The sequence below is a fragment of the Streptomyces macrolidinus genome (assembly GCF_023887685.1).
GTDB classification, from domain to species: Bacteria; Actinomycetota; Actinomycetes; order Streptomycetales; family Streptomycetaceae; genus Streptomyces; species Streptomyces macrolidinus.
The window spans coordinates 12,326-35,866 of the sequence record NZ_JAMWMR010000002.1 but is presented as its reverse complement, the minus strand read 5'-3'; the positions used below and the strand labels follow the sequence as shown (position 1 = coordinate 35,866).

The 23,541-nt window shown below is 71.7% G+C and carries 24 protein-coding genes; 9 read left to right on the top strand and 15 right to left on the bottom strand.

Annotated elements, in window-relative coordinates; all coding sequences use genetic code 11:
• Positions 1-18: 18 nt before the first annotated feature.
• Positions 19-1,206 carry a TerD family protein gene (locus NGF19_RS02360; protein ID WP_252422207.1) on the bottom strand — a complete coding sequence of 396 codons (1,188 nt, stop codon included), beginning with the start codon at positions 1,204-1,206 and terminating at the stop codon, positions 19-21.
• A gap of 15 nt (positions 1,207-1,221) precedes the next feature.
• Positions 1,222-2,439: an MFS transporter gene (locus NGF19_RS02355; protein ID WP_252421790.1), complete on the bottom strand. Its 1,218-nt coding sequence runs from the start codon at positions 2,437-2,439 to the stop codon at positions 1,222-1,224.
• A gap of 210 nt (positions 2,440-2,649) precedes the next feature.
• Between NGF19_RS02355 and NGF19_RS02350 the strand changes: the two genes are divergently transcribed.
• Both NGF19_RS02350 and NGF19_RS02345 read left to right on the top strand, forming a co-directional pair.
• A complete protein-coding gene (locus tag NGF19_RS02350; RefSeq protein WP_252421789.1) occupies positions 2,650-3,444 on the top strand; it encodes an HAD family acid phosphatase in 795 nt (264 codons plus the stop codon).
• Between the two features lie 77 nt (positions 3,445-3,521).
• Positions 3,522-4,571 carry an aminotransferase class V-fold PLP-dependent enzyme gene (locus tag NGF19_RS02345; protein WP_252421788.1) on the top strand — a complete coding sequence of 350 codons (1,050 nt, stop codon included), beginning with the start codon at positions 3,522-3,524 and terminating at the stop codon, positions 4,569-4,571.
• A gap of 81 nt (positions 4,572-4,652) precedes the next feature.
• Here the strand turns inward: NGF19_RS02345 and thpD are convergent, their stop codons facing one another.
• From thpD to NGF19_RS02315, 6 genes are all read right to left on the bottom strand, one after another.
• The gene (gene thpD / locus NGF19_RS02340) at positions 4,653-5,534 is read right to left on the bottom strand and encodes an ectoine hydroxylase (protein WP_252421787.1); all 882 of its coding nucleotides are present in this window, start codon (positions 5,532-5,534) and stop codon (positions 4,653-4,655) included.
• 7 nt (positions 5,535-5,541) lie between these two features.
• On the bottom strand, positions 5,542-5,940 hold the full coding sequence (locus NGF19_RS02335) for an ectoine synthase (RefSeq protein ID WP_252421786.1): 399 nt from the start codon (positions 5,938-5,940) through the stop codon (positions 5,542-5,544).
• Positions 5,941-6,067: 127 nt separating this feature from the next.
• Complete coding sequence (ectB, locus tag NGF19_RS02330) at positions 6,068-7,339, bottom strand: diaminobutyrate--2-oxoglutarate transaminase (protein ID WP_252421784.1); 1,272 nt, start codon at positions 7,337-7,339, stop codon at positions 6,068-6,070.
• A gap of 112 nt (positions 7,340-7,451) precedes the next feature.
• On the bottom strand, positions 7,452-8,009 hold the full coding sequence (gene ectA, locus NGF19_RS02325) for a diaminobutyrate acetyltransferase (RefSeq protein ID WP_252421782.1): 558 nt from the start codon (positions 8,007-8,009) through the stop codon (positions 7,452-7,454).
• A 329-nt stretch (positions 8,010-8,338) separates the two neighbouring features.
• On the bottom strand, positions 8,339-8,869 hold the full coding sequence (locus tag NGF19_RS02320) for a DinB family protein (protein ID WP_252421780.1): 531 nt from the start codon (positions 8,867-8,869) through the stop codon (positions 8,339-8,341).
• A gap of 144 nt (positions 8,870-9,013) precedes the next feature.
• Complete coding sequence (locus tag NGF19_RS02315; protein WP_252421779.1) at positions 9,014-10,135, bottom strand: pyridoxal-phosphate-dependent aminotransferase family protein; 1,122 nt, start codon at positions 10,133-10,135, stop codon at positions 9,014-9,016.
• A 101-nt stretch (positions 10,136-10,236) separates the two neighbouring features.
• Here NGF19_RS02315 and NGF19_RS02310 point away from each other — a divergent pair, with 101 nt between their 5' ends.
• Positions 10,237-11,328, top strand: a complete 1,092-nt coding sequence (locus NGF19_RS02310; protein ID WP_252421778.1) for an amidohydrolase family protein — start codon at positions 10,237-10,239, stop codon at positions 11,326-11,328.
• Between the two features lie 241 nt (positions 11,329-11,569).
• Positions 11,570-12,544: an SCO1860 family LAETG-anchored protein gene (locus NGF19_RS02305; protein WP_252421777.1), complete on the top strand. Its 975-nt coding sequence runs from the start codon at positions 11,570-11,572 to the stop codon at positions 12,542-12,544.
• Positions 12,545-12,607: 63 nt separating this feature from the next.
• Here the strand turns inward: NGF19_RS02305 and NGF19_RS02300 are convergent, their stop codons facing one another.
• Positions 12,608-13,021 carry a hypothetical protein gene (locus tag NGF19_RS02300; protein ID WP_372505551.1) on the bottom strand — a complete coding sequence of 138 codons (414 nt, stop codon included), beginning with the start codon at positions 13,019-13,021 and terminating at the stop codon, positions 12,608-12,610.
• A 71-nt stretch (positions 13,022-13,092) separates the two neighbouring features.
• Between NGF19_RS02300 and NGF19_RS02295 the strand changes: the two genes are divergently transcribed.
• From NGF19_RS02295 to NGF19_RS02275, 5 genes are all read left to right on the top strand, one after another.
• Complete coding sequence (locus NGF19_RS02295) at positions 13,093-13,734, top strand: TetR/AcrR family transcriptional regulator (protein WP_252421776.1); 642 nt, start codon at positions 13,093-13,095, stop codon at positions 13,732-13,734.
• Between the two features lie 116 nt (positions 13,735-13,850).
• Positions 13,851-14,045, top strand: a complete 195-nt coding sequence (locus NGF19_RS02290) for a Scr1 family TA system antitoxin-like transcriptional regulator (RefSeq protein ID WP_372505550.1) — start codon at positions 13,851-13,853, stop codon at positions 14,043-14,045.
• The gene (locus tag NGF19_RS02285; RefSeq protein ID WP_252421775.1) at positions 14,042-14,260 is read left to right on the top strand and encodes a DUF397 domain-containing protein; all 219 of its coding nucleotides are present in this window, start codon (positions 14,042-14,044) and stop codon (positions 14,258-14,260) included. The genes NGF19_RS02290 and NGF19_RS02285 overlap by 4 nt, the downstream gene beginning before the upstream one ends.
• 88 nt (positions 14,261-14,348) lie before the next feature.
• Positions 14,349-16,844, top strand: coding sequence for a DUF4132 domain-containing protein (locus tag NGF19_RS02280; RefSeq protein WP_252421774.1), 2,496 nt, complete (start codon positions 14,349-14,351; stop codon positions 16,842-16,844).
• Complete coding sequence (locus NGF19_RS02275) at positions 16,844-17,236, top strand: hypothetical protein (protein WP_252421773.1); 393 nt, start codon at positions 16,844-16,846, stop codon at positions 17,234-17,236. Before NGF19_RS02280 ends, NGF19_RS02275 begins: the two co-directional genes overlap by 1 nt.
• Here the strand turns inward: NGF19_RS02275 and cobC are convergent.
• Genes cobC through cobM form a run of 6 tightly spaced genes read right to left on the bottom strand, consistent with a single transcriptional unit; the run spans position 17,208 to position 23,534 of the window.
• Positions 17,208-18,284, bottom strand: a complete 1,077-nt coding sequence (gene cobC, locus NGF19_RS02270; RefSeq protein WP_252421772.1) for an Rv2231c family histidinol phosphate aminotransferase CobC — start codon at positions 18,282-18,284, stop codon at positions 17,208-17,210. The genes NGF19_RS02275 and cobC overlap by 29 nt on opposite strands.
• Positions 18,274-19,212, bottom strand: coding sequence for a sirohydrochlorin chelatase (locus tag NGF19_RS02265; protein ID WP_252422198.1), 939 nt, complete (start codon positions 19,210-19,212; stop codon positions 18,274-18,276). The genes cobC and NGF19_RS02265 overlap by 11 nt, the downstream gene beginning before the upstream one ends.
• The gene (locus tag NGF19_RS02260; protein WP_252421770.1) at positions 19,212-19,796 is read right to left on the bottom strand and encodes a precorrin-8X methylmutase; all 585 of its coding nucleotides are present in this window, start codon (positions 19,794-19,796) and stop codon (positions 19,212-19,214) included. Before NGF19_RS02260 ends, NGF19_RS02265 begins: the two co-directional genes overlap by 1 nt.
• The gene (gene cobJ, locus NGF19_RS02255) at positions 19,793-21,463 is read right to left on the bottom strand and encodes a precorrin-3B C(17)-methyltransferase (RefSeq protein ID WP_252421769.1); all 1,671 of its coding nucleotides are present in this window, start codon (positions 21,461-21,463) and stop codon (positions 19,793-19,795) included. Before cobJ ends, NGF19_RS02260 begins: the two co-directional genes overlap by 4 nt.
• Positions 21,460-22,719 carry a precorrin-6y C5,15-methyltransferase (decarboxylating) subunit CbiE gene (cbiE, locus tag NGF19_RS02250; protein WP_252421768.1) on the bottom strand — a complete coding sequence of 420 codons (1,260 nt, stop codon included), beginning with the start codon at positions 22,717-22,719 and terminating at the stop codon, positions 21,460-21,462. Before cbiE ends, cobJ begins: the two co-directional genes overlap by 4 nt.
• On the bottom strand, positions 22,716-23,534 hold the full coding sequence (gene cobM / locus NGF19_RS02245; RefSeq protein ID WP_252421767.1) for a precorrin-4 C(11)-methyltransferase: 819 nt from the start codon (positions 23,532-23,534) through the stop codon (positions 22,716-22,718). The genes cbiE and cobM overlap by 4 nt, the downstream gene beginning before the upstream one ends.
• Positions 23,535-23,541: the final 7 nt, after the last annotated feature.

Genomic DNA, 23,541 nt, shown 5'->3' with positions numbered 1-23,541 from the left:
GTTACAGCGGACGGCCGGTCACAGCGCCTGCGCCGCGGGCTTCACCATGTTCCGTACCGTACGGGCCTTGAGGTAGTCGCCCATGGCCGTCATCTCCCACTCGCCGGTGAACGTGCGGATGAGCTTGGCCATCATCACGCCGGTCTGCGGCTCGGTCCGCGTGAGGTCGAAGCGGACGAGTTCCTCGCCGGAGGCGGCGTCGACCAGACGGCAGTAGGCCTTGGCGACCTCCGTGAACTTCTGCCCGGAGAACGAGTTCACGGTGAAGACCAGGCCCGTGACGTCCTGCGGCACGCGGCCGAGGTCGACCACGATCACCTCGTCGTCACCGCCGCCCTCGCCCGTGAGGTTGTCGCCGGAGTGCTTGATCGCGCCGTTCAGGATCGACAGCTTGCCGAAGTAGCAACTGTCGATGTGGTTGCGCTGCGGGCCGTACGCGATGACGGAGGCGTCCAGGTCGATGTCCTTGCCGCGGAACGCGGGCTCCCAGCCGAGGCCCATTCTCACCTGGGAGAGCAGCGGCCGGCCGCCCTTGACGAGGGACACCGTCTGGTTCTTCTGGAGGCTGACCCGGCCCTTGTCGAGGTTGATCTTCCCGGCGCCGACGCCGGCGCCGGTGCCGACCGTGGGCGGGGCGGACGGCGGCGGGGGAGCGGTCACCGGCATCTGCGGCACGGCCTGCGGGGGCGCCATCGGCTGCGGCGCGGGGGTGGGTTCCTCCACCGTGACACCGAAGTCCGTGGCGATGCCCGCCAGTCCGTCGGCATATCCCTGGCCGACGGCGCGGGCCTTCCACTGGCCGTTGCGCCGGTAGATCTCCACGACGACCAGGGCCGTCTCCGAGCCGAGCCGGGGCGGGGTGAACGTGGCCAGCACGCCGTGGTCGTCCGCGCTGCGGATCGTGGCCGTCGGCTCGATGCCCTGGAAGGTCTGGCCCGCGGCGTCGGGGCTCGCCGTGACGACGATCTTCTCGATGTCCGGGGGGAGGGAGGCCGTGTCGACGGTGATCGCGTCGGGGGCGGTGCCGCCGCCCGAGCGGTAGGTCACCCCCGGTCCTGATGGTTGGTTGTAGAAGATGAAGTCGTCGTCCGAGCGCACCTTGCCGTCGGCGGTGAGCAGCAGGCCCGACACGTCGAGCCGTACCGGGGCGGCGACGTCCACCGTCACACGGGCGACGGCGAGAGGGATGTTCGAGCCGGGGGTCATAGCGGTCATGCCGGGTCAACGAGCGACACCCCTTTGCCGTTCCCTTACCCAAGCCGGGCGTTGACGCAGCGGGAGCGCCGCCCAGGGCAGAAGCACTCCCAGCACCACGAGCACCACCCGATGGCCGAGCGGATCGACCAGCCCGGCGCCCACCGCGAGCCCGATCGCGTTCGGCGCGAAGACCAGGGTGCTCGCCGTGGCGGCCGTACGGCCCAGCAGTCGGTCGGGCGTTTCGCGCTGCACCGTGGTGAACGCGGCGATCAGAGCGCAGGGCAGGCCCACTCCGATCGCCGCGCTGCACACCAGCGCCACCGGGTCGGACGGGATCGCCCGCAGCGCCACCCCGGCGGCCACCACGGCGATGCCCCAGCCCGCGAAGCGGCGCGCGCCGAGGCGGCGCAGCGCGGCGCCCGAGGTCAGCCCCACCGCCACCGAGCCGAGCCCCTGGACGGCGGCGAGCACACCGGCGTACGAGGGGGCGTGCCCGAGCCCGTCGACGACGGCGTAGATCAGCGCGCCGTTGACGCCCGCGCAGAGCATCGTGATGCCGCCCGCCAGCACCAGGGGCCGCAGCCGCGGGTGCGCCCACAGGTAGCGGGCGCCCTCGGCCGTCTGCGCGCGCCAGCCCGTGGTGGGCGGCTCCGGGCGGCTCTCGCGGACGCGCAGACCCGCGTACAGGCCGGTGGCCAGGACGAACGTGACCGCGTCCAGGAGGGCCACGGCCGGGCCGCCGTAGACCGCGTACACACCCGCCCCCGTCAGCGGCGCCACGAGCTTCATGCCCTCGGTGGCCGTCATCCGCAGCCCGTTGAAGTCGCCGAGCAGGGAACTGTCGACGGCGGCGGTGACCAGCGCCGACTCGGCCGCGTCGTGCACGATCCCCGCCGCGCCGTACAGGAACAGCACCACGTACACGAGCCACACCCGGCCCGGGGAGCCGACGGCGAAGAGGGCGAGCAGGACGGCCGCCAGGGCCAGGTTCGTGCCGATCAGCAGCGGCTTGCGGCGGGTGCGGTCGGCGAGTGTGCCAAGGGCGGGGCCGATCAGGGACGGCGCCCACATGGCGAGCAGGCACAGGGCGGCCAGGCCGTTCGAGCCCGTGAGGTCCTTGACCCACACCCCGGCCGCCAGCCACATCGCCGAGGTGCCGAAGCCGGAGACCACCACCCCGCCCAGATAGAGCCCCGCGTTACGGTCGCGCAGCACACGCGCACCGGTCCATGTCTTCGTCATGGCTGGACAGCGTGGTGCTAAGACGGTGGGGCGCGGATCGGGCAGATGCCCTAGAAGCCCGGTCGGTGACGCCGAGTCGGCTGAGTCACCGTCACTGTCGTGAACGGCCCCGTACGTACGCGTGAACGAGCCTGTGAATCGCCGGCCCGGAGATATCGATCGGGCAACAGGGCTCGCGCGCGTGGGGGTGACGCGCGTAGAAATCCAGTCATGCAGAAGCCACTTCGTCTCGTGTCCCTCGCCGCCGCCTGTGCCGTGGCCGGTGCCGCCCTGTACGGCGCGGGTGCCGCCACCGCCGGTCAGTCGACGGCGAACTCGACCAAGGAGCCGTACAACATCGGCGTCCTGGTCAAGGACATCGACACCTACTACGGCACCACGCTCGACAGCAACGGCGTGTACCAGCCGTCCGCGGACAGCCAGTACGTCAAGGACCTCACCGGTATCGAGGCGGACGCCAAGAAGTACATCGACCAGGCGTCCCGCAAGGCGCAGCACAAGGGGCAGAAGCCCGCGGTCGTCTTCGACATCGACGACACCCTGCTGCTCAGCCTCGACTACGAGAAGAAGACCAACTACACCTACAACTCGGCGACCTGGGCCGACTACGTGGCCAAGGCCGACCGCCCGGCCGTCCCCGGCACCCCGGACCTGATCAACTACGCCAAGGCCAAGGGCGTCGAGGTCTTCTACAACTCCGGCCTGAACGAGTCGCAGCGCGCCTACGCGGTCGAGAACCTGAAGAAGGTCGGTGCGGACGTCGACCTCGACGCCGCGCACATCTTCCTCAAGGACACCGCCAACCCGCCCGCCTACCTGAACTCCTGCGCCACGCCGGGCACGTGGAAGTGCACGACCGTGCAGTACAAGTCGGGTACCCGCGCGCACATCGAGTCCCTCGGGTACAACATCATCGCCAACTTCGGCGACCAGTACTCGGACCTCGACGGAGGCCACGCCGACAAGCGCTACAAGCTCCCGAACCCGACGTACTTCGTCGGCTAGTTCCCGAGCCCTGGGCCGCCGGACTCGCGCGGCGGTTCGCGATGGACTTGGGGCTCGGGGGGTCGCACAGTGGTGCCATGGAGACCTTCGAGACCCTCGTCCAGGCCGAGTTCGCTCCGAAGAACACCTATCTGAACACCGCGAGCACCGGGCTGCTTCCGGCGCGCACCGTGGAGAGCATGCGGGGCGCGCTGGAGTCGGCCGCCGCCGGGCAGCCGGCCGACATGTCCACCGATGTCGAGGCCGCCCGTGCCTCCTTCGCCCGGCTGATGGGCGTTCCCGTCCGGCGGGTGGCGGCAGGGGCCTCGGTCGCCGTCTACACCGGGCTGATCGCGGCCTCGCTGCCGAAGGGCGCCGAGGTGCTCACCGCCGAGGGCGACTTCAGCTCCCTGGTGAACCCCTTCCATGTGCGCGGTGACCTCACGGTCCGTACGGTCCCGCTCGAGCGGATCGCCGAGTCCGTACGCCCCGGTACGGCGCTCGTCGCGGTCAGCGCCGCGCAGTCCGCCGACGGCCGTATCGCCGACCTGTCCGCCGTGCGGGCGTCCGCGCGTGAGCATGGCGCCCGTACGTACGTGGACGCGTCCCAGGCCGCCGGATGGCTGGAGTTCGACGCGGGGGCGTACGACTACGTCGCCTCCGTCGCCTTCAAGTGGCTGCTGTGCCCGCGCGGGGTGACCTTCCTGGTGGTCCCGGACGACCTCGGGTCCCTCACCCCGCTCTTCGCGGGCTGGGTGGCCGGTGAGGAACCCTGGGACAGTTGCTACGGACCGGTCGCCGAACTCGCCCACTCCGCCCGGCGGTTCGACGAGAGCCCCGCCCCCTTCGCCTACGCGGGCGCCCGCCGCTCCCTCGAACTGCTGGAGCAACTCGGCGTGGAGCGGGTCCGCACCCATGACCTCGCCCTCGCCGACCGCTTCCGGGACGGCCTGCGCACCCTGGACGTCGCACCGGTACCCGCCCCGGGCTCCCCGATCGTCTCCGTTCCCGAACTGGGGCACCGCCAGGGCGAGTTGAGCCAGGCGGGCGTCGAGGTCTCGGACCGCGCGGGCAACCTGCGGGTCGCCTTCCACCTCTACAACACCCCGACGGACGTCGACCGACTCCTGGACGTCCTGGCCGACTGAGCCCAGCGCACGGCCGAGCGGGCCGCCGGTCCTGTGAAGGACGGGCAGCCCGCTCAGCGGTGCTCGTTCAGCGGCGCTCGCTCAGCGCACCGGCGTGAAGTCCCTCGCCCCGATGAACTCCGGCCTGCGCACCGGCGCCGCGAACGGTTCCACCGCCGCGTTCTCCACGCTGTTGAACACGATGAAGACGTTGCTGCGCGGGAACGGGGTGATGTTGTCCCCGGAGCCGTGCATGCAGTTGCAGTCGAACCAGGTCGCCGAACCCGCCCTGCCCGTGAACAAGTTGATGCCGTGGCTGCTCGCCATCGCGGTCAGCGCCGCGTCCGACGGCGTACCCGCGTCCTGCATCTGCAGCGACTTCTTGTAGTTGTCCTTCGGCGTGGCCCCGGCGCACCCCAGGAACGTCCGGTGCGAACCCGGCATGATCATGAGGCTGCCGTTGGTGTCGTGGTTCTCGGTCAGCGCGATCGAGACGGACACCGTCCGCATGTGCGGCAGACCGTCCTCGGCGTGCCAGGTCTCGAAGTCGGAGTGCCAGTAGAAGCCGCTGGCCCCGAAGCCGGGCTTGACGTTGATCCGCGACTGGTGGACGTACACATCCGAGCCGAGGATCTGCCGCGCCCGCCCGGCCACGCGCTCGTCGCGCACCAGCTCCGCGAACACCTCGCTGATCCGGTGCACTTCGAAGACGGACCGGATCTCCTTCGACCTCGGCTCCAGCACCGACCGCTCGTCCGCGCGCACCGCCGGGTCGGTGACCAGCCGCTGCAACTCCCGGTGGTAGCGGGCGACTTCGTCCTCGGTGAGCAGCGCGTCGACACCGAAGAAGCCGTCGCGTTCGTACGCCTGGAGGTCGGCGACGGAGAACGGTCCCGGGGTGCCCGGCGCGCCCCAGACCACCGGGTCCTGGCGCGGGACGGACACCTCGGCGGTGCCGCGGGTGGGGTACAGATCGGAAGTCACGGCGCGCTCACACCTCCTCGGTGAGCAGGGGGTAGACGCCCCGCTCGTCGTGGTCCTCCCGTCCGGTCACGGGCGGGTTGAAGACGCACAGACAGCGGAAGTCCTCCACGACCCGCAGCGTGTGCCGCTCGTGCCCGTTGAGGAGGTACATGGTCCCCGGGGTGATCGTGTACGTCTTCCCGGTCTCGTGGTCGGTGAGTTCGGCCTCACCCTCGACGCAGACGACGGCCTCGATGTGGTTCGCGTACCACATCGTCGTCTCCGTGCCCGCGTACAGGATCGTCTCGTGCAGGGAGAAGCCGACCTTCTCCTTGGCGAGGACGATGCGCTTGCTCTCCCAGGTGCCGGACGCGGCCTTCACATGCCGGTCGGTGCCTTCGATCTCCTTGAACGAACGGACGATCACGGTGCTGCGACGCCTCCTACTCGGTGCTTGTGCTGCTCGGTTCTAGTGCTCTCGGTTCTTGTCCTGCTTGGTTGTTCTGTTTGGTGCTTGTCCTGTTTGGTTCTGCCTGCGGCGCCTTGACGGAGCGTCAGGCGGTCTCGCGGACGGCGCGGGCGAGGACGCCGAGGCCCTCGTCCAGCTCGTCGGGGGTGATGGTCAGGGCCGGGAGCAGCTTGACGACCTCGCTCTCGGGGCCCGAAGTCTCGATCAGCAGCCCGAGGTCGAAGGCGCGCCGCGCGACCCGCTCGGCCCGTGTCCGGTCGTGGAACTCCAGGCCCCACACCAGCCCGCGCCCGCGATACTCCCTGACGTCGGCGAGGTTCTCCTCGGTGATCGAGATCAGCTCCTGCTCGACCTGCTCACCGCGCGCCCGGGTCTGCTTCTCCATGGCCGACCCGTCGCTCCAGTAGGTCTCCAGCGTGGCGGTGGCCGTGACGAACGCGGGGTTGTTGCCGCGGAAGGTGCCGTTGTGCTCGCCCGGCTCCCAGAGGTCCAGCTCCGGCTTGAACAGGCACAGCGACATGGGGAGTCCGTAGCCGCTGATGGACTTGGACACGGTGACGATGTCCGGCACGATCCCCGCCTCCTCGAAGGAGAAGAACGCGCCGGTCCGGCCGCAGCCCATCTGGATGTCGTCGACGATCAGCAGCATGTCGCGCCGTGCGCACAGGTCGGCGAGGGACCGCAGCCACTCGGGCCGGGCCACGTTGATGCCGCCCTCGCCCTGGACGGTCTCCACGATGACGGCGGCGGGCCGGTTCAGCCCGGACCCCTGGTCCTCCAACAGTCGCTCGAACCACAGGAAGTCCGGGACCGCGCCGTCGAGATACTGGTCGAAGGGCATGGGTGTCCCGTGGACGAGCGGGATTCCTGCGCCCGCGCGCTTAAAGGCGTTGCCGGTGACGGCAAGGGACCCGAGGGACATCCCGTGGAAGGCGTTGGTGAAGGACACGATCGACTCGCGCCCCTTCACCTTGCGGGCCAACTTGAGTGCGGACTCTACGGCGTTGGTGCCGGTGGGGCCCGGGAACATGACCTTGTACGGCAAGTCGCGCGGCGCCAGGACCAGTTCCTTGAAGGCGCGCAGGAACGAGCGCTTGGCGACGGTGGACATGTCGAGCCCGTGGGTGACGCCGTCCCGCTCCAGGTAGTCGATCAACGCCCGTTTCAGTACGGGGTTGTTGTGGCCGTAGTTGAGTGATCCGGCGCCGGCGAAGAAGTCGAGGTACTCGTGCCCGTCCTCGTCGTACATGCGGCTGCCCCGCGCATGGTCGAAGACGGTGGGCCAGCCGCGGCAGTAGCTGCGCACCTCCGACTCCAGGGTCTCGAAGACGCTGAGGTCTGGCTGGGTGATGGTCACGCGGAAACGCTCCTCGGTATGTGGGGGAGGTACGGAGTGCGTGGGACAGGGGGCGTGGGACGCGGGCGGAGTGCGTGCGGAGTGCGTGCGGCGTGCGGGTCGGGCCGCGGGTCTACGCGGTCGCCGCAGTCGTGGCCGCGGGCAGGCCTATGCGGTAGAGGACCTCGGGGTCGTGCGGTCCGTCGGGGAACTGGCGTGCCTCGAACAGGACATCGCGTTCGAGCCGTGCGCCGTGCCGGGTGGCGAAGGAGGTGAAGAGCCGTTCGGAGGCGGTGTTGCCGGGGGTGATCGTCGTCTCCATCCCGGTCACCCCGTGCTCGGACCTCACCCGTGCCATGAGCGCGTCGAGCATGCGCGCCGCGAGCCCGTGTCCGCGGTGGGCGGCGTCCACCGCGACCTGCCACACCAGCAGGGTGCGGGGGCGGTCGGGCCGCAGATACGCCGTGACGAACCCGACGGGTCGCCCGTCGCCGGTACGCGCCACCGCCGAGGTGCCGGCGAAGTCACGGCACCACAGCAGATAGCTGTAGGAGGAGTTGAGGTCGAGGGCTTCGGAGTCCTTGGCGAGGCGCCAGAGAGCGGCCCCGTCCGACACCTCCGGACGGTCGATCCGTACGTCCCCCGGCAATTCCAGGAATTCCGCTTGCAGGTCTGCTTGTGCGGCGGTCATGTGAATGGAATTTACCCAGGTGAATGCGAGATCGCATCGCCGGGCGGGGTTACGGGCAAAGGCCTCGTGTGTTATCACGCGGGCGCGTACGGCCACGCGAGACCCCGGGGATTGATGGTGATTTGTCCGGCAGATAACCGGCAATCAGGGCGCGATGTGGTATCGGTCACACCTTGGTGACGGGTGTGGCGGCTGCCCGGATATCGCTGTTCGTGGCGTCTGAAATCTCTGTGTTTAGGGTACGGGAAAGCGGGCAGAAGAATGCGGGGAGCTGTGCTGAAGGGAATTCGAGAATTACGGGGAAGGTGGCTCGCCGGGTAATGCCGATTTCAGAAGCCGGTCGCTCCGTCGATGCGTTCCCGCACGATGTCCGCGTGGCCGTTGTGGCGGGCGTACTCCTCGATCATGTGCACGTACACCCAGCGGAGGCTGACCTCCGTCCCGGCCCAGGGGTTGTGGCCGGGGATCCGCCCCACGTCGTCGAGCGAGCGGCCCGCGCAGACCTCGCGCCCGCGGGCGATCTCACGCCGCCACACGGCGAGCGTCTCCTCGATCCCGCGCTCCGGGCTGAGCCGGTAGCCCGTCTGCTCCTCGAACACCGGGGGCATCCTGGTGTCCCCGAACGCCCGCTGGAACCAGTTGCGTTCGACCTCGGTGAGGTGCTGGAGGAGCCCCAGCAGGGTCAAAGTCGAGGGCTCGGCCGAAGCGCACCGCAGTTGGGCGTCGTCCAGCCCCGCGCACTTCAACTCCAGCGTGGCCCGGTGGAAGTCGAGCCAGCTCTCGAGCAGGGGCCGCTCACCACCGGTCAGCAGGGGGAAGCGACGGCCGTCGGGAAGGGTGAGGGGCGTGGGGGTGCTCATGGGCCGAGGATGGCACTCGGACGTGGCGAGGGTGCGGGTTCAGCGCGCGGCGAACTGCGGCGCGGCGAGCTTCTGTTCCGCGAACTCCCGTGCGCCGCAAGGCTTCCCAGGGGCGGGGACCCTTCGTCCTCGCCCCCGCGTGTCCTACTTCCAGGCCGCCGCGGCAGCCTCCTGGGCCGCCTTCACATCCACGGTCACCCCATGCGCGCCGAGCGCGGTGCCCAGGGTGGTCAGGCAAGCCTGGACGGTCTTCAGCGTCGCGTCGGGGCCGTAGTGGTTGACGCGGATCATCTCCTGCGCGAGCGCGCCTCCGCCCGCGGCCAGCGGCAGTGCCGGGTCCGTCTTCAGGGCGCTCGCGACCAGCTCAGAGGCGACCACGCCGGACAGCGTCCGCAGCGTCGTGGCGACCGGTGCCGCCTCCGTCGCCTCGTACACGTACGGCTCCAGGCCCCCGCCCAGCGCGAGCGCACCGGCCCGCGTCGCCGCGGCGGCGGACCGGTGCCGGGCCATCACGGTCTCCAGACCCTCCGACTCGATCCGCTCCACGCACGCCTCCAGCGCCAGCATCTCCAACTGCGCCGGCGCGTGCAGCAGGACCTTCCGGCCGCCGTCGATCCAGCGCTCCTTCCAGTCGAGGAGCGACAGGTACGAGCGGCGCGGCGCCTTCGGGTTCGCGGCCATCCGGGCCCAGGCCCGCTCGCTCACCGACACCGCCGACACACCCGCCGGGCCGCCCATCGCCTTCTGCCCGCCGATCACGCACAGGTCCACGCCCCAGGCGTCCGGCAGCACCGGCTCGGCGCCGATCGAGGCGACCGCGTCCAGGTAGAACAGCGCACCGTGCTCCCGTACGACCGCGCCGATCTCCGCCACCGGGTTGGTGTTCCCGGTCGCCGCCTCGGCGTGCACCAGGGAGACGAAGTCGATCTCCGGGTGTGCGGCCAGCGCCTCGCGGACCTGGTCCGCGGTGACCGCTGTGTGGAACGGCACCGCCAGGTCGTGGACCGTGGCGCCGCAGTCGCGCAGCCAGTCGCCGAAGGTCTGCCCGTACGGGCCGGTGATCACGTTCAGCGCGGTCGTACCGGGCCCGGCGCACCCGCGGATGGCGCCTTCCAGCGGCAGCAGCGCCTCGCCCTGCATGATCACGACATCCTGCGTGGTGGAGAGCAGCCGGGCCACACGGTCCTCGATCGAGGCGAAGCGGGCGGCGCTCAGCGGTGCGAGGTCCAGGAAGGGGTGGGTCACGGCGGTGCTCTCTTCAGTCATGGGTTCGACGGAGTCGAGGGTATCCGGCGCCCGTCCCGCCGCCGAGAAGAGGCCTCCGAAGGGTGGACGGGACCGGCAGGGGCCGAATTAGGGTGCGATACATGAGCGATCACGTGGTGCTGCAGGTGAAGGGGCGGGTGCTCGTCGGGCCCGAGGACGTCCGCGACGAACTGTGGGTGGTCGGCGGCCGGATCGCCTACGAACGCCCGGCCGGCGCCCGCGATGTCCGCACCGTCGAGGGCTGGGTCCTGCCCGGTCTGGTCGACGCGCACTGCCATGTCGGTCTCGACGCCCATGGCCCGGTGCCCGACGACGTCTCCGAGAAGCAGGCGCTGACCGACCGCGACGCGGGAACGCTGCTGCTGCGCGACGCGGGCTCGCCGTCGGACACCCGTTGGATCGACGACCGCGACGACCTCCCGAAGATCATCCGAGCCGGTCGGCACATCGCGCGCACCCGGCGCTACATCCGCAACTACGCCTGGGAGATCGAGCCCGAGGACCTCGTCGCCTACGTCGCCCAGGAGGCCCGGCGCGGCGACGGCTGGGTCAAGCTCGTCGGCGACTGGATCGACCGGGAGGCCGGGGACCTGTCCGCGTGCTGGCCGCGCGAGGCCGTGCAGGCGGCGATCGCGGAGGCACACCGCCTGGGCGCGCGCGTCACCGCGCACTGCTTCGCGGAGGAGTCGCTGAGGGACCTGGTCGAGGCGGGCATCGACTGCATCGAGCACGCGACCGGGCTGACGGAGGAGACGATCCCGCTGTTCGCCGAGCGGGGCGTGGCGATCGTCCCGACGCTCGTGAACATCGCGACCTTCCCGAAGCTCGCGGACGGCGGCGAGACCAAGTTCCCGCGCTGGTCGGCCCATATGCGACGGCTGCATGAGCGGCGGTACGACACCGTGCGGGCCGCGTACGACACCGGGATCCCGGTGTTCGTGGGCACCGACGCGGGCGGCTCGCTGCCCCACGGTCTGGTGGCGGCGGAGGTGGCGGAGCTGGTGACCGCCGGGATCCCGCCGCTCGCGGCGCTGTCGGCGACCGCGTGGGGCGCGCGCACCTGGCTCGGACGTCCCGGCCTGGAGGAGGGGGCCCCGGCGGACCTCGTGGTGTACGAGACGGATCCGCGCGCGGACGTACGGGTACTGGCGGCACCGCGGCTCGTGGTGGTGAACGGGCGGGTGATCGGGTAGGCGGCGCGGACCTGCGTACGCCCCAGGTCAACCGCGTGCTTCGTACGCCCCCGGTGCGGGTGAGGCGAGGACGGCGAGAGGGAACAAGCGTGCCGCAAATTCCGAACACGCTCCCGAGAACACCACGAAAGGGTGAAGTCGTGCGGTATCGCTGACGCCGCGTTCGGCGGGCGGTGATTCTTTCCGGGTCCCAAGCACGTCCTCTCTGGGGGGTCCCACCACCTTGAACACCAACTTCCGTATGCCCGCACGCCGTCTGGCCACCATCGCGGTGGCCACCGCCCTCGCCGCCGGTCCTGCGGCGCTCGCCGGCGCCGGGCCCGCCGGGGCGACCACCGACCACGGTCGCGCCGGTGCCGTCGTCCTGCGTACCGGGCTCGACGTGTCCCTGCTCAACAAGAGCGTGAACGTGCCGCTCGCGGTCACCCTCAACGAGGTCCAGGCGCCGCAGAGCGCCGACCGGACCGCGCTCTCGGTCCACCTCGACGGTGTCGACGGCGGGCGCCCGTTCAGCGTGCTGCAGGCCGACGTCGCCTCGGCGAAGGCCACGGTGACCGCGAGCCGCGCCGAGGCCACCACCCGCCTCGCCCACGCCCGCGTCCATGTACCCGGTCTGCCGCTGCTGTCGCTCATCGAGGTCGACGGGGTCACGTCGAAGGCGGTCTGCGCGGCCGGACAGAAGCCGGTCGCCTCGGCGAACCTGGTGGGCCCGGTGACCGTGCTCGGCAAGAAGGTGACGCTGTCCGCGAGCGGCGTCACGGAGGTGAAGGTGCCGGGCGTCGGGGAGGTGAGACTCGCGCTGGCATCGACGCACACCACCACCCGCACGGCGGCGGCCTCCGCCCTCGAACTGACGGTCTCCGTCAACCCGCTGAAGCTGAACGTGGCAGAGGTCGAGGGCAAGGTGACCCTGGCGGGCGCGACCTGCGAGAGCCCGGCGGGCACACCGGCCGCACCGGCGCCGTCGTCACCCGCGAAGGAGGGAGCGTCCACCGCACCGGAAGCGTCCACCGCACCGGAGCAGCCCTCCACGAACGACACGAAGCCGCAGGCGGAACCCGCGAGCGACGTGAAGGCCCAGGGCGCCCCCGCGAAGGAGGCGAACCTCGCGGAGACGGGGTCGAGTTCGATGACGCCGTACATCGCGGGCGGAGCGGTGGCCCTGCTGGCGGCGGGCGGGGGAGCGGTCGTACTGGCACGCCGCCGCCGTAGCTGAGCGATGACCCGCCGGGGCGGACACGGTGACGACCGAGCCCGCCCCGGCCTCGGCGGACGGCAGTCAGGACGCGGAGGCCGCCCGCTCCGAGCAGGCGGCCACCAGGAACACGGCGAGCGCGAGGGGTGCGGCCGTCTGGTATCCGACCCACACCTCACCCCCACCATCGCTGCCCCGCCAGGCGACCAGCACTCCGGCGAGCGCCGCCAGCACCCAGCCGCTGTCGTAGGCGACCATGAGCCGCGTGTAGGTACGCATCGGGCGGCTGCGCACATACCCGATCTCGGTCCCGCCACCGATGAGCAGCGCCACGCCGGAGCCGACCATCAGCCAGATGGGCACGCCGAGCAGATGACCGATCTGGTTGGCGCCCACGACGAAGGCGGCACCGAGTAACACCTTGACGGCGCCGTCGCCGACGACCCCCATCACCATCCTGCGGGTCGCTGTTGTCGCGGTGGCCTGGGTCTGAGCCATGAAGAGTTCCTCCCGGTCATCTCAACTCGCGTTACTCGTAACGTAATTACTGTAATAATGAGACTATGAGAATGACGAGAGCGGAGGCCAAGGAACGGAACCGTCGCGCCCTGTTGGACGCCGCGTTCGAAGTCGTCTCTCGAGACGGGTACCGGGCAAGGCTTGAGGAGATCGCAGAGCGGGCCGATCTGACCACCGGCGCCGTCTACTCACTGTTCGGCAGCAAGAGCGGCCTGGTGGTCGCCCTCGTCGCGGACTACCTGCGGCCGCACTATGAAGAGATCGAGCAAGCGGCTCCCGCTGGATCGGATCTCCTGGAAGTGGTCGACGCCTTCGCCCGGTACTACCGGCGCAGTTGTGATGCTCCCAACGCGTTGGCCGGTCTGTCGTTGCAGATCACGTTGCTGGACATGGCGCTGCACGACCGCGAGTTGGGGGACCGGCTCGCCACCTCTGTCCGGGCGCAGGAGACTCACCTGGTGGCACTGTTCACCGGACGGCTCCACAACGGGCGCGTCGTGACGCCGTACCAGGCGCGACGCCTGGCCACCGCGCTCAGGGCACTGTTCGTAGGCCTCAGTCAGGGCGTCGTCCTCGGCCTCGCCCCCGATGCCGACGAACAGTACTTCGCCGACACGGCCCGCGCCCTTGCGTCTGAGGTGACCCTCATCGATCACGACGGAGACGCCTCCGAGGCGCGCGGCTCGGAGTGACCTTCGCTGGAGCGGTCCGGCGGGTCGGGCCTGTGGTGTACGAGTCGGGCGCGGATCTGTACGCGATACCGCCGTGACCGGGGCAAGGCGTCCGACGTTCAACCGGGCCGGAGACCTTGGCACTTGGAGGGCTCACCCGGCAGCAACTGGCCGACGCCGTGGGCTACATCGAGACGCAGGAAGTCGGAGTGGTGATCGAGGACCCGGCAAAGGTCAGCACCCTTGGCTTGCGGTATGGCAAGCTGCGGTCGCAGGCTCTGAACGTGGAAGAGTCCGCACGTCTCATCGAGCGACTTGCGGGAGCATCATGAACACGAGGCAGAGCACCGGCCTCCAGCGGCATTTGAGCTGGCGGAAGAGCAGGTACAGCGGTTCCGGCGGCGGGAACTGTGTCGAGATCGCCGAGGCGGCCGGTGAGGTCGCCGTGCGGGACTCGAAGAACGTGAAGGGGGGCGTGGTGCGTCTCGGCCCGGAGGCTTGGGCGCACTTCCTGCCCTACGCTGCGGACCGTTGTCCCGTTCGCTGAGCTTCGGATCACCGGACCGAGGCCGTGAACAGGCGTCGGCAACCTGCGACTTGACCACATTGTCAGTCCCCCCTGCCATCATCCCGCCATGTTGTACGACGCCTTGGTGGCCGACTCCCGTAGGAACGACTCGCTCGACGACGTGCGGTGCGCCGCGCTCGATCGTGCCCGCTGGCTCGTCGATCTCTTGGAACGTCAGCGGATGGTTCCTTCGTGGGATGCCGCCGCGGCGTTGCGGGGGCCTGGGGAGTACCTGCGAATAGAGGCGATACGCGCGGCGACCTGGGCCGAGATCGACGGGCGGCTCGCGGCCTGCTCGGAGGAGGAGAGCAGGGCCGCGGCCCTGTGCCTGACGCTGGCCTCCCGCTTCGACGAGTCGACCAAGGCCGTGATCTCACGGGTGCACACCTGGACACCGGACGAGGTCGCGGTGATGCTGCTCCGCGTCACCGAACTCGACAGCGAAATGGACTTCTGGTCCGCCGATTCCCTGGGATTGGCGCTGACCGCCGCCGAGCGGCTCGACGTCGATGGTTGCCGTGCGGTCGCGCTCTTGCTGCGGCGTGCTCACGCGAAGCTCATGAGCCACGACGTTCCCGCATACCAGCGTGGGCCGGTGGCCAAACGCCTCCGTGCGCTGCTCGCGAGTGTGGACGAGGCGTACCTCCCCGAGGGGCTGATCCCGCCCGCCCCTTGGGCCGCCCCGCTGCGGGACCGCGCGAGCACGTCGCCGACCCCGGAACTGGCCGACCTCGTCCGGCACTTGGCGGGTCTGTCGGCGCCGCGCCCCTCGCGGCGTTGGCGGCAGACGTGCCGCACGCTCGTGGACGCCGCGTCCGCGCGCGAGTCGGTGGCCGAGATCCTGCGCGCGCTGGCCGAGGACGACCCGCTGTGCAGCCAGGAGAGCGGCCCGTCCGTCGCCTGGGGCTCCGACGAATACCACTACCACTACCTCGTCCACCAGAACGACGGAGACCTGGCGCGCGGTGCCGTCTGGGCGGGCACACTGGTCGGCGGTCCGACCGCCGTACAGCACCTCGGCGCGCTCGCCCTGCGCACCAGCGGCCCCGGAGCCGACGTGGTCGAGGACCTCAAGCTCGCGGGCGCGGCGATCAACGCGCTGGCCGAGACCGACGACCCGGCCGCGCTGGAGACTCTGTGGCGGCTGCAAGCGCGGATCAGACACCGGGCGCTGCGCAAGCAGCTCGACACCGCGCTGGTGACGGCGGCCGGGAAGCAGGGCATCACGGCGGAGCAGCTCATCGAGCGCAGCGTGCCGGACCACGGCCTGGCGCGGGACGGTTCGCTGGAACGGGAGTTGGGCGAACACCGGGTACGGGTGGCGATCGAGGAAGCGTCGACTGTACGGCTCACCTTCACCCGCCCCGACGGGAAGACGTCCCGCACGGCCCCGGCGGCGGTGAAGGACGGCTTCCCCGACGAACTGCGGGAGTTGAAGGCCCTGGCCAAGGAGGTACGGGGAACGCTGTCGAGTGAGCGGACCCGCGTCGAGGCGCTGATGTCGGCCGGGCACGAGTGGCCGTACGACGAGTGGCGCCGCTATTACCGCGACCATCCGGTCACCGGGACCCTCGTCCGCGGCCTGATCTGGGAGTTCCAGGGCGCGGACGGCGAGTGGCGCGCGGTGGCACCGACGGCCGAGCCGCCCGGCGAGTCCGAGCGCGTCCGGTTGTGGCATCCGATCCGGGCATCGGCGGACGACATCGGGGCGTGGCGGGAGCGGCTCCTCGGCGAGCGGCTGCGGCAGCCGTTCAAACAGGCCTTCCGGGAGATCTACCTGCTCACCCCGGCGGAGGAGGAGACCGGCACGTACTCCAACCGGTTCGCCGCCCACATCGTCCACTACCGGCAGCTCTACGCGCTGTTCAAGGAACGCGGCTGGCAGGCCGACTTCCTCGGCCGGTACGACGGTGGCTACGACGGGAGGGCACGGGCCGAGCTCGGCGGCGGCGAGTGGCGGGCCTGCTTCCACCACGAGCCCGCCGCGAACGACGACGGCGGCGGCTACGCGCCCGAGTACGCCGCGACGGACCAGGTCCGCTTCGAGCGCCGGGACGGCCGACGCTGGCGGGAGACCCCGCTCGCCGATGTGCCCCCGCTGGTGTTCAGCGAGGCGATGCGCGACGTGGACCTCTTCGTGGGCGTGACCTCGATCGCGGCCGATCCGGAGTGGACCGACCGGGGCGAGGACCGCTTCGCCGGGTACTGGCGGACGGCCACGTTCGGTGCGCTGACGGAGAGTGCGGAGATCCGTCGCGACGCCCTGGAACGGATCCTGCCGCGTCTGAAGATCGCCGACCGGTGTTCGCTCGACGGCCGCTACCTGGTCGTCCGCGGGGATCTGCGTACCTACAGGATCCACCTGGGCTCGGCCAACATCCTGATGGAACCGGACGACGCCTACCTGTGCATCGTTCCGGCACGGGGCAAGGGCGGCGGCAAGGTGTTCCTGCCGTTCGAGGACGAACGGCTCTCCCTGATCCTCAGCAAGGCCTTCCTGCTCGCCGCCGACACGAAGATCACCGACGCATCCATCCGCATCCAGATCGAGCGAGGTGCCTGATGGCCACCGTGACATTCCGGGACGAGACCGCGACGGGCAAGGCGGTCACCGAGTGGGAGGTCGCCGGGCTGCCAGAACGGATGACCGTACGGGAACTGATCAGGCTCCGGGTCCACGAGGAGGTCGCGCGGCACAACGCCCGCCCGAGCGACCGTTTCCACGGCCTCGTCCGTCCCGTCGACGCCGAGACCGAGGTGAACGGCTACCGCTTCCGCGAGCCCCGCCGCATCGACGGGGAGCGTCAGGCGGAGATCGCCGAGCGTGCCTTCCTCGCCAACGGCTTCTTCATGCTGGCCGGTGAGCGCCAGGTCGAGGACCTCGACGACGTTGTGGATCTCACCGTCGATCCCGACGTGGTCTTCATCAAGCTCGTTGCCCTCGCAGGAGGTTGAGAGACCGGTCCAGTGCCCCGAGGAAGCGGTCCACCGTCGCTCGGTCCCGTACCGCCAGGCGTAGCCACTGTTCGTCCAGGCCCGGGAACGTGTCTCCGCGGCGGACCGCGAAGCCGAGGTTTCGGAGGTGGTGGCGGAGCGCTGCCGCCTCGGGCAGGTGGACGAGGACGAACGGGGCCTCTGCCGGTTCGGTCACCGTCAGGCCGTGCGGCGCCAACTCCCGTAGGCGTGACACCAGATACGCCCTGTCTGTCGCCAACCGGTCCGCCGCTTCCGCCGCCTCCGCCAACGCCCGCGGTGACACGCACGCCTCCGCTGCCGTGAGGGCGGGGGTCGAGACCGGCCACAGGGGTTGTGCCTGTTCCAGGAGGGTGATCGTGTCGGGGGCGGCCAGGACGTAGCCGATGCGCAGGCCCGCCAGGCCCCAGGTCTTGGTCAGGCTGCGCAGAACCACCAGGCCGGGTACGTCCGTTCGGTGCGCCAGGGATTCGCGTTCGCCCGGCACCGCGTCCATGAACGCCTCGTCCACCACCAACGTCCGTCCCGGTCGGGCCAGTTCGGTGAGCGTGGTCGCCGGGTGCAGGACGGACGTGGGGTTCGTCGGGTTGCCCAGTACCACCAGGTCGGCGTCGTCCGGGACCAGTGACGGGTCCAGGCGGAAGCCGTCCGACGGGCGCAGCAGTACCCGGTCGACCGTGTGCCCGGCGGCCCGCAGTGCCGCCTCCGGCTCCGTGAACTGCGGGTGCACCACGACCGGTCGGCGTACCTTCAGCGCGCGGGCGAGCAGCACGAACGCCTCCGCCGCGCCCGCCGTCAGCAGGACCCGCTCGGTCGGCAGCCCGTGCCGTGCCGCCACCGCCGCCCGCGCGGCCCGCCCGTCGGGGTACGCGGCGAGGCCGCCCAGCGACGCGGCGATCACCTCGCGCAGCCACACCGGGGGCGTGCCCGCGCGGACGTTCACCGCGAGGTCCGTCAGGGCCGCCCCGTCGTCACGGATCTCCGCGTCCCCGTGGTGCCGCAGGTCGTGGTCGCCCCTCTCAGTGTCCATGGGAGTGCCTGTGCCCGGCGTGGTGGTGATGCCCGTGGCCGCCATGGCCATGCCCGTGACCTCCGTGGCCCTCGTCGTCCGGATGGAAGTGCGGCTGCTGCGGCAGGCCCACCTTGTCCTCGAAGCCGGGCAGCGCGATCCGGTACACGCACGCGTCGCAGTTCATCCGCACCCCGTCCGCCGCGGCCTCCTCGTACCGCTCCCACACCAGGTCGAGCAACTCCGGCTCCGGGCCGATGACATCGGCCGAGCGCACCTCGGTGTCCGGGTGCGCCACCGCCCACTCCTCGGTCTGCCGCCGCACTCGGTCCGGCAGGACGCCCGTGAACAGGAAGTACGGCAGGACGACGATCCGCCGCGCGCCCAGCCGCGCACACCGGTCCAGACCGCTCGGCACATCCGGCGCCGCCAGCGACACGAACGCCGTCTCCACGCCCGCGTACCCGCGCCCCTCCCACAGCAGCCGCGCGGCCTTGTGCACCTCCGCGTTGGCGTCCGGGTCGGTCGAGCCGCGGCCCACCAGCAGGACGGTCACCTCGCCGCGCTCCCAGGAGGGGTCCAGCGTGTCGGCCAGCCGCCGTTCCAGGACCGTCAGCAGCGCCGGGTGCGGGCCGAGGGGGCGCCCGTACGTGTACGAGATCCCGGGGTGCCGCTCCTTCTCGCGGGCCAGCGCCGCCGGGATGTCCCCCTTGGCGTGCCCGGCGGACACCAGCATCAGCGGTACGGCCGCGAAGCGGCGCACCCCGCGCTCCACCAGCTCGGTCACCGCCTCGCCCAGCGGCGGCGGCGACAGCTCGATGAAGCCGCCCGCGACGGGCAGTTCGGGGCGGCGGCGCCCCAACTCCCGTACGAAGGCGCGGAACGCCTCGGCTCCGGCCTCGTCCCGGGTGCCATGACCGGCGATGAGCAGGGCGGGCGGCGGCGTGATCACAGGGTCTCCTTCGAAGTGGGGTGGTAGAGAAGGGCGTTGAGCGCGGCGGCGGCGACCGCCGAACCGCCCTTCTCCGATACGTTGCTGACAGCGGGCAGCCCGCTCGCGCGCAGCGCGGCCTTGGACTCCGCCGCGCCGACGAAGCCGACCGGCAGCCCGATCACCAGCGCGGGCGCGGCGTCCAGCCGCAGCAGTTCCTCCAGGGCGGTCGGCGCGCAGCCGATCACCCACAGCGCTCCGGGACCGACCTCCTCGTAGGCCAGTCGGACCGCGTGCGCCGAACGGGTCCGTCCGGGACCGGAGGTGGCGTCCTTGAGACGGCACACGGTCTCCCGCCGGGTGATCCCGGCCGCGACCATCTCCACGTCCACCACGACGGGCGCGCCCGCGTGCAACGCGGCGTGCGCCGCCGTGAGTTCGCGCTCGTTCAGTACGAGGTCGCTCGCGTAGGCGAGGTCGGCGGCGGAGTGGATGACCCGCTCCACCACCGCGCGGGTCAGCGGCGGCAGCGGCGAGGTGTCCAGGCGGGCGCGCAGCCGCCGGTAGGACTCCTGCTCGATCGGATGGACCGTACGGTTCACTTGTCCGCCTCCTGCCAGCGGTAGCCGCGCGGCGTCACCATGCGGCCCGCGATCTCGCGGGTGGCGGTGTTGCCCACGGTCACGACCGTCATCATGTCGACCGTCGTCGGGTCCAGCGCGGCCAAGGTCGTCAGGCGGCTGGACTCGTCGGGGCGCGACGCGTTCCGTACGACACCGACCGGCGTCGTCGGCGCCCGGTGCCCGGCGAGGATCGCGAGGGCCATCGGCAACTGCCAGGCGCGGCCACGGCTGCGCGGGTTGTAGAAGGTCACCACGAGATCCGCCTCGGCCGCGGCGCGCACCCGGCGCTCGATGACCTCCCAGGGGGTGTGCAGGTCGGAGAGGCTGATCGACACATGGTCGTGGCCGAGGGGCGCGCCGAGGAGCGCGGCTGCCGCCAGCGCGGCCGTGACACCGGGCACCCCGACGACGTCGATGTCGTCGGCGGCCTCGGCGAGCGCGGGCGACGCCATCGCGTACACGCCCGCGTCACCGCTGCCGATCAGCGCGACCGCGTGCCCCGCGCGGGCCTCGGCGACCGCCGTGCGCGCCCGCTCCTCCTCCGCGCCGAGCCCGGACTCCACGACGCGGGTGCCGGGGCGCAGCAGATCGCGGATCTGGTCGACGTACTGGTCGAGGCCCACGAGCACGGAGGCGCGCCGCAGTTCGGCCTTCGCGCGCGGGGTCAGCAGGTCCCGCGCGCCCGGCCCGAGCCCGACGAGCGCCAGCCGGCCGCGTCCGGGGCGGCGTACGACGGCGCAGGTGGCCATGGCCGACTTCCGCTTGGGGACGAGGAGTTCACCCCCGCGGACGAGCGCGGCGGCCTCCGCGACGGACGGCGTACCGACGGCCGCCAGTGGCGCGGCGGACGGGTTCGGCACGTCGACTGTCGCCAACTCCCCGGCGGGGTACGTGACCAGGGGCACCCCGAGCCGCTCCGCCGCCGCCACGAGGCCGGGTTCGTCGGCCTTGGCGTCCACGGTGGCCAGCTCGGCGACGGAACCAACACAGAGCCCGGCGTCCCGCAGCGCCCCGTCGACGAGCGCGAGCACCTCCGCGACCGATACACCCTTGGACGCGCCGACACCCACGACGAGAGTCGGAGGCCGCAACAGGACCTCCCGCTCGCCGGGCGGGACGGCACGGTCGGTGACTCGGATCGTGTAGGCCCCGTCAGCACTCAAGGGCAACGGCGGCAACGGCCACCGCACCTTTGTCCGTAGGACGACCCGCTCCCCGTCCAGCAGTGCCCGTGAGACCGACGCGATGTCGCCCTCCGCCGGGAACCCGAGCGTGTCCAGGCCCGGCAGGTTCGTGCTGTCCGTCGCGGTCGTCACCACCGGGTGTGCGCCGAGCACCTCGCCCACCGCGTGGGCGAGTTCATTGGCGCCGCCCGCGTGGCCGCCCACGAGGGACACCGCGAAGCGTCCGCTCTCGTCGACGCACACCACGCCCGGATCGGACGCCTTGTCCCCGAGCAACGGGGCGATCAACCGGACGACCGCCCCGGTCGCCAGGAAGCACACCATCTGCTCGCACTCCGCGAAGGCGGCCCGTACGGCGTCCCCGACGGGCCCGTCGTACACCCGGGTACGGTCCGGCCAGGCCGCGGCCAGCCGGTCGCGTGCCACCGCCCCCGCCGCGCTCGCGGACATCAGGCCGATCACTGAACGACTCCTTCATGACGCGCCGGGGGCCGCGTGCCCCACAGCAGGAAGACAGGGTTGGTCGCCGCGAGCCGGGACACGTCCCCCGGCAGCGGCGCGAGGCGCGAGGCGTGCAGCAGTACGCCGTCGCAGGAGAACCCGGCCGCGACGAGCGCCGCACGCGCCGCCGGTACCCGGTCGAGCGCGGCCATGGCGACCACCACCGCCCGCCGGGCGCGCCGCGCGCACACCGCCACGATGTCCGGCAGCTCGCGTCCGCCGCCGCCGACGAACACCGCGTCGGGGTCGGGGAGCGGGGCCAGCGCGTCCGGCGCGGACCCGTGCACGACCCGGACGTCCACACCGTGGGCCGCCGCGTTGGCGCGGATCCGCTCCGCCCCGTCGTCCGTCCGCTCGACCGCGACGACGGCCGCGCCCAGCCGGGCGCACTCGACGGCCACCGACCCGGAGCCCGCGCCGACGTCCCAGACCAGCTCCCCGAGCCGGGGCCCGAGCCGGGCCAGCGCCAGGGCGCGCACCTCGAACTTGGTGATCATCGAGTCGCGATGGGCGAAGGCGCTCTCCTCCAGTGCCCACCCGGCGGGACCCGGCGGCGGCCCGGCGACCGTACGCACCGGCCCGAGCGCCCGCGCCGGGTCGAGGCAGAGCACCACGCTCACCGCCGCGCCCCAGTCCCGTACCGCCGCCTCGGCGGGCGTCACGCGCTCCACCCGTTCCCGCTCCGGATCGCCGAGCGCGCTCGCCACGACGAGGACCCGCTCACCCGGCTCGCGCGCGAGCGCCGCTCCCAGCTCGGCGGGCCCGGCCCCGGGCCCGGTCAGCACCGCGATCTTCGGATGCGCCCGGCACACGTTCACCGCCGTCCGCGCGTCACGTCCGTGCGCGCTCACCACCACCGCGTCGTCCCACGGCAGCCCGAGCCGTGCGAAGGCGGCGGCCACCGAGGAGACACCCGGCCGTACGTCCAGCCGCTCGGGCCCGAACCGCTCGGCCAGCAGCCGGACGATCCCGAAGAACCCGGGGTCCCCGGAGGCGAGTACGACGACCCGCCGCCCCTCGCCGAGGGCCCGCTCGATCGCGTCGAGAGCGGGCGCGGTCGGCCCGAGGACGACATGCCGCGCCCCCGCGGGCAGGCGTACGGCGTCCAGATGCCGCCGGCCGCCCACCACCAGGTCCGCGTCCGCTCCGGCGAGGACCTCCGCCGGAAGCGGCGCCCCCGCCCCAGCCCCCGTACCCGTGCCGATGACCGTGATCACGTGCCCGCACCTCGTGCGCGCAGGGCCTTGCGGGCCTCGGGGTCGGCCTTGCGGTGCCCGTGGAAGTGGCCGGGGTGGTACAGATGCGAGCGCGTGCCGTGCGCGTCGAGCGCCGGGCCGACCAGGAAGAGGGTGTGCTTCCACAGGCGGTGCCGCTTGACGGTCTCCTCCAGTGTGCCGACCGTGCACCGGACGACCAGTTCCTCCGGCCAGGTCACCTGGTGCGCGACGATGACCGGGGTGGCCGTCGGATACCCGCCCTCCAGCAACTCCCGTACCAACTGCCCACTGCGGGCCGCCGAGAGGAAGACCGCCATGGTGGTGCCGTGCCGGGCGAACTCGCGCACCTCCTCGCCGGGCGGCATGGGTGTCTTGCCGCCGCCGAGCCGGGTGAGCACCACGGACTGCGCGACCTCGGGGATCGTCAACTCCCGCCCGGCGAGGGCGGCGACGGCCGAGAACGACGAGACCCCCGGTACGACCTCCGTCTCGATGCCGATCTCGGCGCACCGGTCGAGCTGTTCCTGCGTGCCGCCCCACAGCGCCGGGTCACCGGAGTGGATACGGGCGACCCGCAGACCCTCCCGCAGCGCGCGCCGGTAGACGGCGACGACGTCCTCCAGGGACAGGGCCGCCGAGTCGAGGATCTCGGCGTCCTCGCGCGCGTGCTCCAGGACCTCCGCCCGTACCAGGCTGGCCGCCCAGATCACGACGTCCGCCTCGGCGATGGCGCGGGCGGCACGGAAGGTCAGCAGATCGGCGGCGCCGGGGCCGGCACCGACGAAGGTCACCTTGCCGGTGGGGGCGTCGGCCATGGGAACG

Coding starts and splice junctions, on each gene's coding strand:
- NGF19_RS02360 (WP_252422207.1), bottom strand. CDS start 1,206: ATGACCCCCGGCTCGAACATCCCTCTCGCCGTCGCCCGTGTGACGGTG.
- NGF19_RS02355 (WP_252421790.1), bottom strand. CDS start 2,439: ATGACGAAGACATGGACCGGTGCGCGTGTGCTGCGCGACCGTAACGCG.
- NGF19_RS02350 (WP_252421789.1), top strand. CDS start 2,650: ATGCAGAAGCCACTTCGTCTCGTGTCCCTCGCCGCCGCCTGTGCCGTG.
- NGF19_RS02345 (WP_252421788.1), top strand. CDS start 3,522: ATGGAGACCTTCGAGACCCTCGTCCAGGCCGAGTTCGCTCCGAAGAAC.
- ectA (WP_252421782.1), bottom strand. CDS start 8,009: ATGACCGCCGCACAAGCAGACCTGCAAGCGGAATTCCTGGAATTGCCG.
- NGF19_RS02320 (WP_252421780.1), bottom strand. CDS start 8,869: ATGAGCACCCCCACGCCCCTCACCCTTCCCGACGGCCGTCGCTTCCCC.
- NGF19_RS02315 (WP_252421779.1), bottom strand. CDS start 10,135: ATGACTGAAGAGAGCACCGCCGTGACCCACCCCTTCCTGGACCTCGCA.
- NGF19_RS02310 (WP_252421778.1), top strand. CDS start 10,237: ATGAGCGATCACGTGGTGCTGCAGGTGAAGGGGCGGGTGCTCGTCGGG.
- NGF19_RS02305 (WP_252421777.1), top strand. CDS start 11,570: ATGCCCGCACGCCGTCTGGCCACCATCGCGGTGGCCACCGCCCTCGCC.
- NGF19_RS02300 (WP_372505551.1), bottom strand. CDS start 13,021: ATGGCTCAGACCCAGGCCACCGCGACAACAGCGACCCGCAGGATGGTG.
- NGF19_RS02295 (WP_252421776.1), top strand. CDS start 13,093: ATGACGAGAGCGGAGGCCAAGGAACGGAACCGTCGCGCCCTGTTGGAC.
- NGF19_RS02285 (WP_252421775.1), top strand. CDS start 14,042: ATGAACACGAGGCAGAGCACCGGCCTCCAGCGGCATTTGAGCTGGCGG.
- NGF19_RS02280 (WP_252421774.1), top strand. CDS start 14,349: ATGTTGTACGACGCCTTGGTGGCCGACTCCCGTAGGAACGACTCGCTC.
- NGF19_RS02275 (WP_252421773.1), top strand. CDS start 16,844: ATGGCCACCGTGACATTCCGGGACGAGACCGCGACGGGCAAGGCGGTC.
- cobC (WP_252421772.1), bottom strand. CDS start 18,284: ATGGACACTGAGAGGGGCGACCACGACCTGCGGCACCACGGGGACGCG.
- cobM (WP_252421767.1), bottom strand. CDS start 23,534: ATGGCCGACGCCCCCACCGGCAAGGTGACCTTCGTCGGTGCCGGCCCC.